The 17590-nt window shown below is 32.9% G+C and carries 17 protein-coding genes; all 17 read left to right on the top strand.

The features are described 5' to 3' along the window. Positions 1–88 precede the first annotated feature (88 nt). From ffh to ACIJYG_RS06385, 17 genes are read left to right on the top strand one after another with little or no spacing between them, the layout of a single operon-like run. Entirely contained in the window at positions 89–1447 is a 1359-nt protein-coding gene (ffh, locus tag ACIJYG_RS06465) for a signal recognition particle protein (protein WP_435088200.1), read from the top strand. A gap of 15 nt (positions 1448–1462) precedes the next feature. Then, a complete protein-coding gene (gene rpsP / locus ACIJYG_RS06460; RefSeq protein WP_435096533.1) occupies positions 1463–2104 on the top strand; it encodes a 30S ribosomal protein S16 in 642 nt (213 codons plus the stop codon). Positions 2105–2119: 15 nt separating this feature from the next. Then, complete coding sequence (trmD, locus tag ACIJYG_RS06455) at positions 2120–2806, top strand: tRNA (guanosine(37)-N1)-methyltransferase TrmD (protein ID WP_435088196.1); 687 nt, start codon at positions 2120–2122, stop codon at positions 2804–2806. Positions 2807–2822: 16 nt separating this feature from the next. Then, a complete protein-coding gene (gene rplS / locus ACIJYG_RS06450) occupies positions 2823–3359 on the top strand; it encodes a 50S ribosomal protein L19 (protein WP_435096530.1) in 537 nt (178 codons plus the stop codon). 11 nt (positions 3360–3370) lie between these two features. Continuing rightward, positions 3371–4774, top strand: a complete 1404-nt coding sequence (gene leuC, locus ACIJYG_RS06445; protein WP_435096527.1) for a 3-isopropylmalate dehydratase large subunit — start codon at positions 3371–3373, stop codon at positions 4772–4774. Further along, positions 4774–5379 (top strand): 3-isopropylmalate dehydratase small subunit, encoded by a 606-nt coding sequence (leuD, locus tag ACIJYG_RS06440; protein WP_435088190.1) that lies wholly within the window; start codon positions 4774–4776, stop codon positions 5377–5379. Before leuC ends, leuD begins: the two co-directional genes overlap by 1 nt. Continuing rightward, positions 5372–6478, top strand: coding sequence for a 3-isopropylmalate dehydrogenase (gene leuB, locus ACIJYG_RS06435; protein ID WP_435088188.1), 1107 nt, complete (start codon positions 5372–5374; stop codon positions 6476–6478). Before leuD ends, leuB begins: the two co-directional genes overlap by 8 nt. Before the next feature lie 26 nt (positions 6479–6504). After that, a complete protein-coding gene (locus tag ACIJYG_RS06430) occupies positions 6505–8268 on the top strand; it encodes an acyl-CoA dehydrogenase family protein (RefSeq protein ID WP_435096524.1) in 1764 nt (587 codons plus the stop codon). Between the two features lie 2 nt (positions 8269–8270). Then, positions 8271–9887, top strand: coding sequence for an acyl-CoA synthetase (locus ACIJYG_RS06425; protein ID WP_435096521.1), 1617 nt, complete (start codon positions 8271–8273; stop codon positions 9885–9887). 8 nt (positions 9888–9895) lie between these two features. Beyond that, entirely contained in the window at positions 9896–10672 is a 777-nt protein-coding gene (locus tag ACIJYG_RS06420) for an alpha/beta fold hydrolase (protein WP_435088182.1), read from the top strand. Beyond that, a complete protein-coding gene (locus ACIJYG_RS06415; protein ID WP_435088180.1) occupies positions 10669–11778 on the top strand; it encodes a dimethylsulfoniopropionate demethylase in 1110 nt (369 codons plus the stop codon). The genes ACIJYG_RS06420 and ACIJYG_RS06415 overlap by 4 nt, the downstream gene beginning before the upstream one ends. Positions 11779–11797: 19 nt before the next feature. Beyond that, positions 11798–12805 (top strand): aspartate-semialdehyde dehydrogenase, encoded by a 1008-nt coding sequence (locus tag ACIJYG_RS06410; RefSeq protein ID WP_435096518.1) that lies wholly within the window; start codon positions 11798–11800, stop codon positions 12803–12805. Next, a complete protein-coding gene (gene sdhC / locus ACIJYG_RS06405; RefSeq protein ID WP_435096515.1) occupies positions 12795–13178 on the top strand; it encodes a succinate dehydrogenase, cytochrome b556 subunit in 384 nt (127 codons plus the stop codon). Before ACIJYG_RS06410 ends, sdhC begins: the two co-directional genes overlap by 11 nt. Then, positions 13175–13501 (top strand): succinate dehydrogenase, hydrophobic membrane anchor protein, encoded by a 327-nt coding sequence (gene sdhD, locus ACIJYG_RS06400; protein ID WP_435088175.1) that lies wholly within the window; start codon positions 13175–13177, stop codon positions 13499–13501. The genes sdhC and sdhD overlap by 4 nt, the downstream gene beginning before the upstream one ends. Further along, the gene (gene sdhA / locus ACIJYG_RS06395) at positions 13501–15276 is read left to right on the top strand and encodes a succinate dehydrogenase flavoprotein subunit (RefSeq protein ID WP_435096512.1); all 1776 of its coding nucleotides are present in this window, start codon (positions 13501–13503) and stop codon (positions 15274–15276) included. Before sdhD ends, sdhA begins: the two co-directional genes overlap by 1 nt. Then, on the top strand, positions 15276–16055 hold the full coding sequence (locus ACIJYG_RS06390) for a succinate dehydrogenase iron-sulfur subunit (protein ID WP_435096509.1): 780 nt from the start codon (positions 15276–15278) through the stop codon (positions 16053–16055). Before sdhA ends, ACIJYG_RS06390 begins: the two co-directional genes overlap by 1 nt. Before the next feature lie 39 nt (positions 16056–16094). Further along, the gene (locus ACIJYG_RS06385; protein ID WP_435096506.1) at positions 16095–17588 is read left to right on the top strand and encodes a CoA-acylating methylmalonate-semialdehyde dehydrogenase; all 1494 of its coding nucleotides are present in this window, start codon (positions 16095–16097) and stop codon (positions 17586–17588) included. Positions 17589–17590: the final 2 nt, after the last annotated feature.

Below are 17590 nucleotides of genomic sequence, written 5' to 3'. Positions count from 1 at the left end.
AAATTTGCGGTGTCTTTGGAAACAAAGAGATCGACACTAGTCAGCGAGGCTTCGCCCACTAGTGCGATTACTGCTGTGCGTAATAATTATGTTTGAAAACTTAACAAATAAATTCGAAGAAATCTTTTCTTCTTTAAAAAAGGCTCCTTCACTTGATGAAGCTCAAGTAGATGAGGGTTTAAGAGGGATTAGACAGGCCTTATTAGAGGCTGATGTTACTCTTGAAGTTGCCAAAGAGTTTATTGAAAATGTTAAACCAAAAGTCCTAGGTCAAGAAATTATAAGATCAACCTCTCCTGGGGACATGGTTGTAAAAATTGTATATGATGAGTTAGTTAATCTATTAGGTGAGTCAAATACCGAGATAAATCTTAGTGCTGTTCCGCCTGTTCCTATGATGCTTGTGGGCCTTCAAGGTTCAGGAAAAACAACAACTACTGCAAAATTAGCTAAATATTTGGAAACTAACAAAAAGAAAAAAGTAATGATGGTTAGTCTCGATATTTATAGACCAGCCGCACAGGAGCAACTTAGATCACTCGGAGAACAAAATGATATTTTAACACTTCCTATAATTGAAGGTCAACAGCCAACAGATATTTGTCAAAGGGCAATTAGTGCGGCAAATCTAAATGGAGCTGAGATTATTTTATTTGATACTGCTGGTAGAACTCAAATTGATTTACAAATGATGAGTGAAATTAAGCAAATTGAAAGTGTAATAAATCCGACAGAAACATTCTTGGTCGCAGACTCATTAACAGGACAAGTAGCAGCATCTGTTGCAAAAGAATTTAAAAATACAGTAAATCTTTCTGGAATAATTTTAACAAGAGCGGATGGTGATGCAAGAGGTGGTGCAGCTGTTAGCATGAAATATGTTTCAGATGTTCCAATTAAATTTTTAGGTATAGGTGAAAAAATTGATAATCTTGAAGTATTTCATCCTGACAGAATAGCAAATAGAATTCTTGGAATGGGAGACATAGTATCTCTTGTAGAAAAAGCTGCACAGGATTTAGGTGAAGAAAATATTAAAAAAGCAGAAGAAAATTTAAAAAAAGGTCAATTTTCTATGCAAGATTATTTAACTCAGTTGAGACAAATGAAAAAAATGGGTGGTATCGAAGGAATAATGTCTTTCATGCCAGGAGTTTCAAAAATGAAATCTCAAATGGACTCAGCTGGAATTGATGAAAGTATTATTACCAAAAATGAAGCTATTATTTTGTCGATGACTAAAAGAGAAAGAGAGAACCCAAAACTTATTGATGGTTCTAGAAAAAAAAGAATTGCTAATGGCTCTGGCACAGATCCAGCCACTATCAATAAATTGCTTAAGCAATTTAAAATGATGTCTGAAATGATGAAGAAGATGTCAAAAGGAAATCTGAAAGGTATGTCTGATAAAGGAATACCGCCAGAGCTATTTAATCAATTAAAATAATAAAAAGGAGAACAAATGTTAAAACTAAGATTATCAAGAGGTGGAACAAAGAAACGACCTGTTTACAAAGTTGTTGTAGCAGATAGTCGTTTTGCAAGAGATGGAAGATTTATTGAGAAGGTGGGATTTTTCAACCCTCTTTTACCTAAAGAGAAAAAGGAGAGAGTTGGTCTTGAAGCTGAAAGAATTAAGTACTGGTTGGGTCAAGGTGCACAACCAACAACTAGAGTTGCTAGAATTTTAGGTGAAAATGAATTAATGCCAATGCCTGCAAATGGTAACAACCCGAAAAAGGCAGTTCCAAAAAAAGAAAGAAACAAAGAAGGTGAAGCAGCACCAGCAGCTGCACCGAAGACAGAAGCACCAGCAGCAGAAGCGGCACCAGCAGCAGAGGCTCCTAAAGAAGAAGCACCAGCAGCAGAAGCGGCACCAGCAGCAGAGGCTCCTAAAGAAGAAGCTCCAGCAGCAGAAGCGGCACCAGCAGCAGAGGCTCCTAAAGAAGAAGCTCCAGCAGCAGAAGCGGCACCAGCAGCAGAGGCTCCTAAAGAAGAAGCTCCAGCAGCAGAAGCGGCACCAGCAGCAGAGGCTCCTAAAGAAGAAGCTCCAGCAGCAGAAGCGGCACCAGCAGCAGAGGCTCCTAAAGAAGAACAAAAATAATTTAAAAGATTATTTATGTGGCAAGCTCAAGTGTTTACACTTTATCCAGAAGTTTTTCCTGGGCCTTTATCAAAAGGCCTATACGGAAAAGCTTTATCTAAAAAGTTATGGGATTTAAATATTGTAAACATTAGAGATGCAGCTGAAGATAAGCATAAAACAGTTGATGACACTCCGTATGGTGGAGGTTCTGGAATGCTTTTAAAAGCAGATATCTTAGCAAAATCTTTAGATCAAAATAAAATTGAAGGTGGAAGAATAATTTACTTATCACCTAAAGGTAAAAAATTTGATCAAAATTATGCTCAAGAATTATCAAATGATAAATCAACATCATTCATTTGTGGTCATTTTGAAGGAGTTGATGAAAGAGTGTTATCTACTAGAAATATAGAGGAAATAAGTATTGGAGATTATATTTTATCAGGAGGCGAAACAGCAGCATTTGTTGTCATTGATAGTATATTAAGACTTTTGCCTGGTGTTTTAGGTAATGAAAACTCTAAAACAGATGAAAGTTTTGAAAATGGGTTATTAGAGTATCCACAGTACACAAAACCTCAAATTTGGGAGGAAAAAGCTGTTCCTGAGGTCTTATTATCTGGTGATCACAGTAAAATTAAAGACTGGCGTTTATCTCAATCTGAGGCTATAACACGCGACCGAAGACCAGATTTATGGCAAAAATATAAGAAGAATTAACTTGATAAATATTGATATGAAAACAATTGAAGAAATAAACCAACATAACGTTAAAAAAATACTATCAGAGAAAAAAATTCCAGATTTTTATCCAGGAGACGTTGTAAAAGTTGGTGTTAGAATTACAGAAGGTAAAAAAGAGAGAATTCAATATTTTGAAGGTGTTTGTATTGCTAAAAAAAGTAGAGATTTAAATTCATCTTTTACAGTTAGAAAAATTTCATTTGGAGAAGGTGTTGAAAGAACATTCCCATTATATGGAACACTAATAGATTCAATAAAAGTAATAAGATCAGGAAAAGTAAGAAGAGCTAAATTATATTATCTAAGAGACAGAACAGGTAAATCAGCAAGGATTGCAGAAAAGATAAGAAAAAAAATTGGAATTGATGTTGATGTAAAGCCAGAAACTGTAACTGAAGAAAATTTAGCGCCTGTAGCAGAGGCTCCTAAAGAAGCGGCACCAGCAGCAGAGGCTCCTAAAGAAGAAGCTCCAGCAACTGAAGTTGTTAAAGAAGAACAAAAATCAGAAAGCCCTTCAGAAAAAAAATAATTTTTTTTTCAATGTCCACTACTCTTTACGATAAAATTTGGAACGATCACTTAGTTGATCAACAAGAGGATGGTACAGCATTACTTTTTGTTGATAGACATTTAGTTCATGAAGTTACTAGCCCACAAGCATTTGAAGGTTTAAGAAATTCAAATAGAAAAGTTAGACATCCTAATTTGACATTAGCTGTAGCTGATCACAATGTGCCTACAACAGATAGAACAAAAGGAATAGCCGATGCAGAGTCTAAAATACAAGTAGACACTCTAGAAGCTAATTGCAAAGAATTTGGAGTTCAACTTTTTGGGATGGCTGATAAACGACAAGGGATAGTTCATATAATTGGACCTGAACAAGGTTTTACTCAGCCAGGAACAGTGATAGTTTGTGGTGATAGTCACACTGCAACACATGGTGCCTTTGGCTCTTTAGCATTTGGGATTGGGACATCTGAGGTTGAACATGTTTTGGCAACACAAACATTAGTTCAAAAAAAAGCAAAAAATTTTAGAATAAATGTTAATGGTCAATTACCTCTAGGCGTAACTTCAAAAGATGTAATACTTCAAATTATTGGAAAGATTGGAACAGCTGGTGGAACAGGTTCTGTTATAGAATATGCTGGTGATTTAATTAGATCTTTAAGCGTTGAGCAAAGAATGACTATTTGTAATATGACAATAGAAGGTGGAGCAAGAGCGGGCTTAATAGCACCAGATGAAAAAATATTTAATTACTTAAAAGGAAAACCTATGTCTCCAAAAGGAGATAATTGGGAAAAAGCTTTAAACTATTGGAACACTCTTAAAACTGATGCAGATGCAAGTTTTGATCAAGAGCTGAATTTAAATGCAGATGAAATTTTACCAATGATTACTTGGGGGACTTCTCCTCAAGATGTAATTACTATAGATGGTAAAGTTCCTAGCCCTCAAAATGAAAGCGATGAGGATAAAAAGAATTCTATTGAAAGAGCTTTAAAATACATGGGCTTAAAACCAGATATGGCAGCTAAAGATATTAAAATAGATAAAGTGTTTATTGGAAGCTGTACTAATGGCAGAATAGAAGACTTAAGAGAAGCAGCTAAAATTTTAAAAGATAAAAAAATATCATCACATGTGAATGCAATGGTTGTTCCAGGTTCTGGCTTAGTAAAAGAGCAAGCAGAACAAGAAGGTTTGGATAAAATATTCGTAAATTCTGGTTTCGAATGGAGAGAGCCAGGATGTTCAATGTGTTTAGCAATGAATGCTGATAAATTAAAACCTGAGGAAAGATGTGCTTCTACGTCTAACAGAAATTTTGAAGGACGACAAGGAAGAGGTGGTAGAACACACTTAGTAAGTCCTGGTATGGCAGCTGCAGCAGCAATATCTGGAAATCTAGATGATGTAAGAAAGTATCAAAACTAATGCAAAAATTTAATACATTAAAAAGCGTACCTGCATATTTACCTATAGTAAATATTGATACAGACATGATCATTCCAAAACAATTTTTAAAAACAATAAAAAGAACTGGACTTGGAAAAAATTTATTTTTTGAAATGAGATATGACGATCAAGGCAAAGAAATTAATGATTTTGTTTTAAATCAAAGTCCATACAATGATTCAAAAATTTTAATTGCTGGTAAAAATTTTGGATGTGGCTCTTCTAGAGAGCACGCACCTTGGGCATTATTAGACTTTGGGATAACATGTGTAATTAGTTCTAGTTATGCAGATATTTTTTATAGCAATTGTTTTAAAAATGGAATTTTGCCTATAATTTTAGAAGAAGAAAAAATTAAAGAGCTATCAGAATATGCAAATAGAAAAGAAGAAATTTCAGTTGATTTGAATGATGAAAAAATTGTTTATGGAAATAATGAAATTAAATTTGATATAGATCCATTTAAGAAAAAGTGTTTGCTAGAGGGATTAGATGATATTGCTCTATCTCTTAAAAAGTCAGACAAAATTGAAAATTTTGAAACAGACCTAAAAAACAAAAAACCATGGATTTTTAATGATTAAAGTAAAAAAAAGAAAAATACTTTTATTGCCAGGTGATGGTATTGGGCCTGAAGTCATTGGTGAAGTAAAAAAAATTATTAATTGGTTCAATGATAATAAATCATTAGATTTCGAAATAGATGTGGATCTTGCTGGAGGTTGTTCTTATGATAAACATGGTACACCTATAACGGACGAAGTATTTTACAAAGCTTTAGAAAGTGAAGTGGTTATGCTTGGTGCTGTTGGAGGTCCTAAGTGGGATAATTTAGAATTTTCAAAAAAACCTGAAAGAGCATTATTAAAACTTAGAAAAGAATTAAAGTTATTCGCTAATTTAAGACCTGCTATTTGTTTTGAACAATTAGTTGATGCATCAACATTAAAGCCAGAAATTGTATCAGGCTTAGACATAATGATAGTAAGAGAATTGACGGGTGGAATATATTTTGGTGAGCCAAGAGGTATTAAGCCAATTGATAATGGTGAAAGAAAAGGAATTAACACCCATACATACACAACTAGTGAAATTACCAGAGTAGCAAGAGTTGCTTTTGATTTAGCTAAAAAAAGATCAAATAAAGTAACATCATGTGAAAAATCAAATGTAATGGAGGCAGGACAGCTTTGGAAAGAAGAGGTTCAAGAACTTCACGATAAAGAGTACAAGGATGTAGAATTAAGTCATATGCTTGCTGACAATTGTGCAATGCAGCTTTTAAGAAACCCAAAACAGTTTGATGTGATAGTAACTGATAATCTATTTGGTGATATGTTATCAGATCAAGCTTCAATGCTTACAGGGTCTTTAGGACTTCTACCATCTGCATCATTAGGGGCAAAAAATAAAGATGGTGAAATGAGAGCTATGTATGAACCTATTCATGGATCAGCACCAGATATTGCAGGCAAAGGAATAGCCAATCCGATTGCATCAATATTAAGTTTTGCAATGGCTCTTAGATATTCATTAGATCTTGATAATGAAGCAGACGCTTTAGAAAAAGCAGTTCAAGACGTATTAAATGATGGTCTTAGAACAAAAGATATTCTATCAGAAGGTATGAAAGAAACATCAACCTCTGAGATGGGTGATGCGATAATTTCAAAATTGCAATAATCTTAGAATTATTCTAAGCTTAAATTATGCCAAGTTATACTGCGCCAGTAGAAGATATGCTATTTCTTTTTGAAAAATTAAGAAATAACAAAAACTACAATGATTTAAAAAAATATGATGAAGTTAGTTTAGATTTAGTAAAAGATATTTTAGAAGAAGCAGCAAAAATTAATCAAAATTTAATCTTACCGTTAGCAAAGATAGGAGATGAAAATCCTGCTGTTTTAGAAAATGGAGTAGTGAGAACACCTCCAGGCTACAAAGAAGCTTACCAAAAATATATTGAAGATGGTTGGACATCATTATCTTGTGATCCAAAATATGGTGGTCAAGGTATGCCTAAAACAGTAAGTGGATTTTTTGATGAAATGCTTTCGTCAGCAAGCCTCTCATTTAAATTATATAGCGAATTAAGTATTGGTGCCTACAATTGTATTAATCACCATGCTCCTGAAGAAATTAAGGAGAAATACTTACCAAAAATGGTTGAAGGAAAATGGAGTGGCACAATGTGTTTAACAGAGCCAGTATGTGGAACAGATTTAGGGTTATTAAAGACAAAAGCTAGTCATCAAACTGACGGTACTTATAAAATAAGTGGTCAAAAAATTTTTATCACATCAGGTGATCACGATTTAACAGAAAATATAATTCATTTAGTTTTAGCTAGATCAACAGATTCACCAGCAGGAACAAAAGGTATAAGTTTATTTTTAGTTCCAAAATTTATTGTAAATGAAGATGGAACAATAGGACAAAGAAATGGAATATCCACAGGATCTATTGAAAGTAAAATGGGTATTAAAGGCTCTGCAACATGTGTTTTGAATTTTGATGAGGCAACTGGTTACATGATTGGATCAAAAGACAAGGGCTTGAATGCCATGTTTACTATGATGAATTTAGAGAGAATTGTTGTTGGTATTCAAGGCTTGGGTATTTCTGAAATAGCATATCAAAATTCTCTGGCTTACGCTAAAGAGAGAAAACAAGGCAAAACTAATAATACAAAATCAACAAATGGTGCAGATTTTATAATTGAACATGCGGATATAAGAAAATCATTGTTAAACATGAAGTCAATAATCGAAGGAGAAAGAGCCCTTTGTTTTTGGCTTTCACAACAAACAGAAGTTAGTCTTTATCATCCAGACGATAAAATAAAACAGGAGGCTTCCGATTATGTTTCGTTAATGACCCCTGTTGTTAAATCACTATTTACTGATCTGGCAATGGAAATAACTAATGATGCTATGCAAATTCATGGAGGATATGGATACACAAAAGATCAAGGAATTGAACAATTATATAGAGACAATAGAATTACACCAATTTATGAAGGAACAAATTCAGTTCAGGCAGCTGATTTAGTTTTTAGAAAACTTTCAAATAAAAATGGAAATATAATTCAAAAATTTCTAGACTTGATTAAAAGTGAAAGTGATAGCAAGAATGAAAAAGTGAAGTCATATTCCAAGGAATTAAATTATTACTTAGATATTTTGTATAAATTTACAGGCTGGATTGAAGATAAATCTAAATTTGAGAAAGATGATGTTAGTGCTGCTGCAAATGATTATTTAAAAACACTTGGTTATGTATCAATAGCATACTCTTGGATTAAGGTATTAGAAGTAAGTTTTACTGATTATGAAACTAATAAAGAATTTTATGAAGATAAAATAAATACAGCAAAATTTTATTTTGATAAAGTGTTACCAAGAGCTGAATTTCATTATAAGTCTGCAATATCTGGAAGTTCAAATATAATGAATTTTAAATTCAATTAATTATGAGTAGTTACGATGTAAATTTAGATAAGAACAAAGCTAATCATATTCCTCTTTCTCCATTAACTTTTTTAGAAAGAGCTAAAGATGTTTATCCCAATTATGAAGCAATAGTTTATGAAGATAGAAAGTATACTTGGTCAGAAGTTTATAAGAGGTCAGTAAAATTTGCTAGCGCATTATCAAAAATTGGAATTAGTAAAGGAGATACAGTTTCATTTTTAGCGTTTAATACTCCTGAAATTTTTGAGGCACATTATTCAGTTCCAATGACTGGTGGAGTGCTAAACACAATTAATGTTAGATTGGATGCAAACACTATTGCCTATATATTAGACCATAGTGAAGCTAAAGTATTAGTTGTGGACAGACAACTTCATGTAGAAGTTAAAAAAGCTTTAAGCATGATAGATAAAAAAATTATTATTATTGATATAAATGACAAATATGCAGATCAATCAAAGTTGGAAAAGATTGGTGAATATGAATATGAAGATTTTTTAGATACTGGTGATGAAAATTATGATTGGAAAATGCCAGAGGATGAATGGCAGGCTATTTCCTTAAGTTACACTTCAGGAACAACAGGTAACCCAAAGGGAGTTGTTTATCATCATAGAGGTGCGTACTTGATGTCTACTGGAAGTTCAGTTGCATGGAATATGCCGAATAGACTAAATTTTCTAACTATAGTGCCAATGTTTCACTGTAATGGCTGGTGTTATCCTTGGACTATCCCAATGTTAAACGGAAGAACCATTTGTTTAAGAAATATAGATGTTAAAAAAATTTTTGAATTAATAGACAAATATAAAATAACTCATTTTGGTGGTGCACCAATTATACTTAATATGATCACAGGAGCCCCAGAGAGTGATCGAAAAAAATTAAATCACAAAGTTCATGTATTAACAGCAGGAGCTCCTCCACCCAGTATCATTTTTAAGAAAATGAATGATTTAGGATTTGAAGTAATGCATGTTTACGGTTTAACAGAAACGTATGGCCATGTTACGCAATGTGCTTGGAATGATGAATGGAACAATTTTGATGAAGATAAGCAGAATGAAATTAAAGCACGACAAGGCGTTAGATATCCAAATACTGAAGGGGTTACAGTTATGGATCCTGAAACAATGAAGCAAGTTCCACATGATGGAAAAACTATTGGTGAAATTATGATCAGAGGAAATATTGTAATGAAGGGATATTTCAAAGATAAAGATGCAACAGATAAAGCGATGGCTGGAGGCTGGTTTCATACAGGTGATTTAGCTGTTATGCATCCTGATGGATACGTTAAGATACAGGATAGATCTAAAGATATAATTATTTCTGGAGGAGAAAACATATCATCTATTGAAATTGAAAATACACTTGCAAAACATCCATCTGTTTCCATTGCAGCGGTAGTTGCTAAACCAGATGATAAATGGGGTGAAGTTCCTTGTGCATTTATAGAAATGGTTAAAGACAAACTAGTTACGGAAAAGGAATTAATAGATTTTTGTAAAGAAACTTTAGCTGGATTTAAAGTTCCCAAAAAAGTTGTTTTCTGTGAACTTCCAAAAACATCAACAGGAAAAATTCAGAAATTTGAATTAAGAAAGCAATTCTAGGAAATTATTTGATATTCGAGATAGAAAATAAAAGTATTTATGCGTCAGATGCTGGTCAAGAATTAGATCATAAAAAAGAAACTATTATTTTTCTTCACGGCAGTGGTCTTTCTCATATAATTTGGTCTTTAGTTGAACAATTTTTTGCAAATAGAAATTTCAATGTTTTATCCGTTGATCTTCCTGGACATGGTAATTCTGCGGGACCCTGTCTTCACACAATAGAAGAGATCGCAGACTGGTTAGAAAAAGTATTTATTAAATTGGAATTAAAACAAGTTATTTTAATTGGTCATTCTCAGGGGTGTTTGGAAATGCTTGAATACTCAAATAAATATAAGAGCAGAATAAACAAGTTAGTATTTGTTGGTGGCTCTTATAAAATGCCAGTAAATCAAGACTTAATAGACCTAGCTCAAAACGGAGACTCAGATGCTGTTAAATTAATGATGAAATGGGGTTACGAAGGGTCAAAAAAATTTATAGGTGGAAATCCTATAAAAAGAATAATCCAATCTCCGAAAGATATTAGTAGAATATTAGGAGTAGATCTTGTTGCTTGCAACAATTACAGCAATGGTTCAAATGCGGCAAAAACAATTGATTGTCCCACCATGCTTGTTTTGGGCTCCTTAGATAAAATGGTTAACATAGAAGTAGGAAAAAAATTTGCAAATATGATTAATAATTCTACAACTCACATTATTGATGAATGTGGACATATGATTATGATTGAAAAAGCTTTTGAAATGCGGGAAAAAGTCTTAGAATTTTTACAAAAATGAAACAGTATTCAATTGCAAAATCCAGGAGACTTAGAAGTACTCCATACACTTCAAGAATAGAGAAACAAGGTGTAACTGCTTATACGGTTTATAATCATATGCTTTTACCTGCAGCATTTGGATCTATCGAAGACTCATATGAGCATTTAAAAAAAGATGTTCAAGTTTGGGATGTTGCAGCTGAACGACAAGTTGAAATTCAAGGAAAAGATTCTGCAAAACTAGTTCAATTGATGACATGTAGAGATTTATCAAAATCTAAAATAGGAAGATGTTATTATTGTCCAATTATTGATGGTTCAGGAAATTTAGTAAATGATCCTGTAATCTTAAAGTTAGCAGAAGATAAATGGTGGATATCAATTGCTGACTCAGATGTGATTTTTTTTGCAAAAGGTTTAGCATCTGGATATAAATTTGATGTCAAAATTATTGAACCAGTTGTTGATATTATTGCTGTTCAAGGTCCTAAATCTTTTGATTTAATGGAGAAAGTATTTGGAAAAATAATTAAAGAACTAAAATTTTTTGGTTTTAGTTATTTTGATTTTGAAGGAGTAAAGCATTTAATTGCTAGATCTGGATGGTCTAAACAAGGGGGATATGAGGTGTATGTTCAAGACACACAATCAGGACAGAGATTGTATGACCACCTGTTTGAGATAGGAAAAGAATTTAATGTTAAACCAGGTTGCCCAAATTTAATTGAAAGAATTGAAAGTGGATTGCTTTCGTATGGAAATGATTTTGACAATAATGATAATCCATTCGAATGTGGTTTTGATCAATACGTTTCATTAGATAATGAAATAAATTTTTTAGGAAAAGAAAATCTTAAAAAAGTTAAACTAAATGGAATTAAAAAAAAACTTATGGGAATTAAATTTGAAGCTAAAGAGGTCAGCTTATCAGGATCATTAGACTTAAAAGATGAAAATAATAACATTATTGGAGAATTAAGATCAGCATGTTATTCACCACATTTCGAAAAAGTAATTGGCATCGCAATGATTAAAAAGCCTTACTGGGAAGTGTCTCTAAGTGTGAAAGCTGAGATAAACGGCAATATTTGTACTGGAAACGTTTGCGATTTACCTTTCATTTAGTATAAACTTTAACAAAATCATGAATATAGCTATTGTTGGAGCCACTGGTAATGTAGGCAGAAAAATATTAGAAGTTCTAGAAAGAAAAGATCTAGCTATAGATAATTTGTATTTATTAGCATCATCTAGAAGTGCAGGATCTAAAATTATTTTCAATGGAAAAGAGCATGAAGTAATCGATTTAGAGACTTTTGATTTTTCAAAAGTAAAAATTACTTTTTTTGCAGCAGGGGGAAAAATTTCAGAAAATTTTGCTGGAGTTGCTGCAAAACATTCTTTGGTGATTGATAATTCAAGTTTTTATAGAATGGACCCAGATGTACCATTAATAGTGCCTCAAGTAAATTCAGACCATTTACACAATATAAAGAAAAATATTATTGCAAATCCAAACTGCTCGACAGCTCAACTTGTCATAGCATTAAAGCCGTTGCATGATTTATTTAAGATTAAAAGAATAGTTGTTTCAACATATCAATCAGTTTCAGGAGGTGGTAAGGCTCCCATGGATGAATTGATAGAGCAAACAAAACAAGTTTTACAAAATAATAAAATAGAGTCTAAAAACTTTACAAAGCAAATCGCATTTAATGCAATTCCTCACATAGATGTATTTTCAGATGATGGTTATACAAAAGAAGAACTTAAAATGACAAATGAAACAAAAAAAATTTTAGATAGCAAAATTGATTTAACGGCTACTTGTGTAAGAGTGCCTGTGTTAGTTTCTCATTCAGAGTCAGTTAACATAGAATTTGAAAATTCTTTTTCATTAGAAAAAGTTAGAGATGCCTTAGATAATTTTGAAGGATGTAAAGTAATTGATGAAAGAGCTGACAAAGGTTATTCAACGCCTATTGAAGCTGAGGGAAAAGATGAAACTTTTATTTCTCGTATAAGAGAGGACAAAACAGTAAGGAATGGCTTAAATATGTGGATTGTCTCAGATAATCTTTTACGAGGTGCAGCTTTAAACGCAGTTGAGATTGCAGAAACATTAATTAAAAATAATTTTTATGGAAAATAAAAATCCTTTATCTCCACATATACAAATCTATAGGTGGCACATTTCATCATTAGTATCTATTTCTCACCGAATAACAGGAATTATTAATATTGCTGCAATTACTTTGATTTGTATTTGGGTTTCTTTTTTAGTGTTAGGTGATGCAAATTATAGTTTAATAAATCAATTCTTAAATTCTATAGTTGGAAAATTTATTGCAATAGGTTTAGTTTGGTCTTTTAGCTTCCAAATGTTAAGTGAAATTAGACACTTGGTCATGGATATGGGCTATGGTTTTGAATTACAAACAACTCGTATCACAGGTCTTATGGTTATATTTGGATCATTTGTATTAACTATTTTGATTTATTTAATAGGTAAAAATTTAATATGAATTTAGCTACAAAAAAATGGGTATTTTTAAAGATATCATCAGTGATGTTGTTACCGTTAATGTTTTGGTTTGCAGTAAATTTTATAGAAATTTATGACCAAAATCATTTTGAATTAGTAGAATTTTTTTCTAATTCAGTTTCTAAATTTTTATTTAGCTTATTTATTATTTTTGCTTACTTTTTTTCTGCACTAAATATTAGTGAGGTTTTTGAAGATTATATAACAGAGGATAAAATCAAATATGTCGCAAACAGACTATTATTTATTTCTGCTATAATTATTCCATTATTAACAATTATTTTTTTATTTAATCTAAACTAATGAGTTCTTATAAAATTATTGATCATGAATACGATGTTGTTGTCCTTGGAGCAGGTGGATCTGGTCTAAGAGCTGCTGTAGGATTAAGTGAGGCTGGATTAAAAACAGCTTGTATTTCAAAAGTTTTTCCAACAAGAAGCCATACATCTGCTGCTCAAGGTGGAATTTCAGCTGCTCTAGGAAATATGGGTGAAGATGATTGGAGATGGCACATGTACGATACTGTAAAAGGTGCTGATTGGTTGGGTGATCAGGATAGTATTGAGTACCTATGTAAAGAAGCCCCAAAAGCAGTAATTGAACTAGAAAAATATGGTGTTCCATTTAGCAGAACTGAAGAAGGGAAAATTTATCAAAGACCATTTGGTGGAATGACTAAAAATTATGGAAACGGAATAGTGCAAAGAACTTGTGCGGCAGCTGATAGAACGGGCCATGCAATATTGCATACTCTTTATGGACAAGCTCTAAAACATAATACTGAATTTTTTATAGAATATTTTGCTTTGGATTTATTGATGAAAGATGGTGAGTGTAAAGGATTGATTGCATGGAATTTAAATGATGGAACAATTCATAGATTTAGAGCACATACAGTAATTATTGCAACAGGTGGTTATGGAAAAGTATACTACTCAGCAACCTCAGCTCACACTTGCACTGGCGATGGTAATGCAATGGTTCTTAGAGCTGGATTACCTTTACAAGATATGGAATTTGTACAATTTCATCCAACAGGAATATATGGTCACGGTACTTTAATAACTGAGGGAGCTAGAGGTGAAGGAGGTTACCTTACAAATTCTAAAGGTGAGCGATTTATGGAAAGATATGCTCCTAATGCAAAAGATCTAGCTTCAAGGGATGTAGTAAGTAGGTCAATGTCAATTGAAATTAATGAAGGAAGAGGAGTTGGAAAAGATCAAGATCATGTTCATCTTAACTTAAGTCATTTAGATAAAGAAATTATTGAAAGCAGATTGCCAGGTATAACTGACGCTGCAAGATTATTTGCAAATGTTGATGTCACCAAAGAACCAATTCCAGTTGTGCCAACTGTTCATTATAATATGGGAGGTATTCCGACAAATTATAAAGGAGAAGTTTTAACAGTGAATGGTTCTGAAAAAACAGTGCCAGGCTTAATGGCTATTGGAGAAGCAGCCTGCGTTTCAGTTCATGGAGCAAACAGATTGGGGTCCAATTCTCTAATTGATTTAGTTGTTTTTGGAAGAGCAGCAGCAAAAAGAGCTGCTGAGCTGGTTAAACCTGGAGCACCACATGAAGAAATTAGTGAGAATGAAACACAAAAATGTATTGATAGATTTGATAAAATTAGAAATGCAGATGGAGACACCGGCACAGCTGAATTAAGACTAGCGATGCAGAAAACAATGCAATCTAAATGTGCAGTTTTTAGAACAGAAAAAACTCTCAAAGAAGGAGTTGAAGAAATAAGAAAAACTTATGATGGATTAGATTCTATATCAGTAAAAGACAAATCATTAGTATTTAATACTGATTTAGTAGAAACTTTAGAATTTGATAATTTAATTAGACAAGCTGTAGTGACAGTAGACTCTGCATATAATAGAAAAGAAAGTAGAGGAGCTCATGCTCGAGAAGATTATCCTAAAAGAGATGATGAAAAATTTATGCAACATACACTTGCCTGGTGTGATGGTAAGAACACAAAAATTGGCTATAGAGAAGTACATAAGTCCACTCTGACAAACGAAGTACAATATTTTCCACCGCAAGTAAGAGTGTATTAATGGTTCAAATAAATTTACCTAAAAATTCTGAAGTAACTAAGGGTAAATATTATCAAGATAAAACTGGTTCAAAAAATTTAAGAAAAGTTAACGTTTATAGATGGGACCCGTCCACAGGAGAAAACCCAAGGTTAGATACCTATGAAGTGGATATGGATAATTGTCCATCAAAAGTTTTGGATATTCTTAATAAAATTAAGAATGAAATTGATCCAACATTAGCTTACCGAAGATCTTGTGCACATGGAGTTTGCGGATCTTGTGCTATGAACATGGGAGGTAAAAATGGCCTTGCATGTACCACACCTCATGCAGAAATTGATGGTGATATAGATATTTATCCCTTACCACACTTAAAAGTTAAAAGAGATTTGATTGGGGATTTAGATGGGCTTTACAAACAATATCAATCAATTGAGCCTTGGTTAAAAAATAATTCAACGAAAGAAACAACTGAAATAGTTCAATCAAAAGAAGAAAGAGCTAAACTTGATGGTGCCTATGAATGTATTATGTGTGCATGTTGTTCAACATCTTGTCCAAGCTACTGGTGGAATGGTGATAAATATTTAGGTCCTGCAGTTCTTCTTCAAGCTTATAGGTGGATCATTGATAGTAGAGATGAAGAGAGAAAAGCAAGATTAAAAAAAGTTGCAGATGAATTAAAACTTTATAGATGTCACACTATTCTAAATTGTACAAATGCTTGTCCAAAAGGCCTGAATCCAGCAAAAGCAATTGCTGAAATTAAAAAAATGATTGCTACAGCCAATGTTTAAATAGACTAATAAGCTTTTTTGATCTAAAAGACCCTATTCATGAAATTAATAGAGCACTTCGTTGGTGGAAAAATTATTCCTGGTTCATCAGATAAAAAGGGCAAAGTTTTTAATCCTGCAACTGGAGAACAAGAATCTGAAGTAAGACTTGCTTCAAAATCAGACTTAGATCAAGCAGTTGAAGTTGCTAAAAAAGCTTTTGAAACTTGGTCATTAAAACCTCCTCTTCAAAGAGCAAGAGTGATGTTTAAATTTAAAGAATTAATTGAAAAAAACTCGGATGAACTAACAAAATTAATAGTTTCTGAGCACGGTAAAGTTTATGATGACGCCCAAGGTTCACTAACAAGAGGACTAGAGGTAGTTGAATTTGCTTGTGGAATTCCTCATTTATTAAAAGGTGAGTTTTCAGAAAATGTAGGAACTAATGTTGATAGCTGGTCAATGAGACAGCCGTTAGGAGTTGTGGCTGGAATAACACCTTTTAACTTTCCAGCAATGGTTCCAATGTGGATGTTTCCAATAGCTATAGCATGTGGAAACACATTTATACTTAAGCCTTCGGAAAAAGATCCTTCATGTGCAATCAAATTAGCACAATTACTTACAGAAGCAGGGCTTCCAGATGGTGTATTTAACGTTATTAATGGAGACAAAGAGTCAGTTGATGCAATTTTAGAAAACAAAGATGTAAAAGCGGTAAGTTTTGTAGGATCAACACCTATTGCTAAATACATTTATGAAAATTCAGCTAAAAATGAAAAAAGAGTTCAGGCATTAGGTGGAGCTAAAAACCATTTAGTGGTTATGCCTGATTGTGATTTAGATGGAGCTGTAAATGGATTAATGGGTGCAGCCTATGGTTCCGCAGGCGAAAGATGTATGGCCCAATCTGTGGCGGTGGCTGTTGGTGACATAGGTGATGAATTAGTCTCGAGATTATCAAAAAAAGCTGAAGCTTTAAAAGTTGGTCCAGGCATGGATAAAACTTCAGAAATGGGACCCCTGGTTACTAAAGATCATTTAGCAAAAGTTAAAAGTTATGTAGATCTAGGTGTTGAAGAGGAAGCAAAACTAGTTGTAGATGGAAGAAACTTAAAACTCCAAGGTTATGAAAATGGCTTTTATATTGGTGGTTGCTTATTTGATCATGTTTCAAAAGACATGAGAGTTTATAAAGAGGAAATATTTGGACCAGTGCTATCAGTTATTAGAGTAAAAACTTTCGAAGATGCAGCTAAATTGATTAATGATCATGAGTATGGAAATGGAGTAAGCATTTATACTAGAGATGGAGATGCTGCCAGAACTTTTGCAAGTAAAATTCAAGTAGGTATGGTTGGTATTAATGTTCCAATTCCGGTTCCAATGGCGTTTCATAGTTTTGGAGGATGGAAAAGATCTTTATTTGGAGATAGTGCAATGCACGGTATGGAAGGAATAAAATTTTATACAAAATTAAAAACAGTAACATCAAGATGGCCATCAGGTATTCGTTCAAACGCGGAATTTGTAATGCCAACAATGAAATAAGG

The sequence above is a fragment of the Candidatus Pelagibacter bacterium nBUS_27 genome (genome assembly GCF_051200985.1).
Classification (GTDB): Bacteria; Pseudomonadota; Alphaproteobacteria; order Pelagibacterales; family Pelagibacteraceae; genus Pelagibacter.
This window is presented reverse-complemented; position numbering and strand designations above follow the sequence as displayed.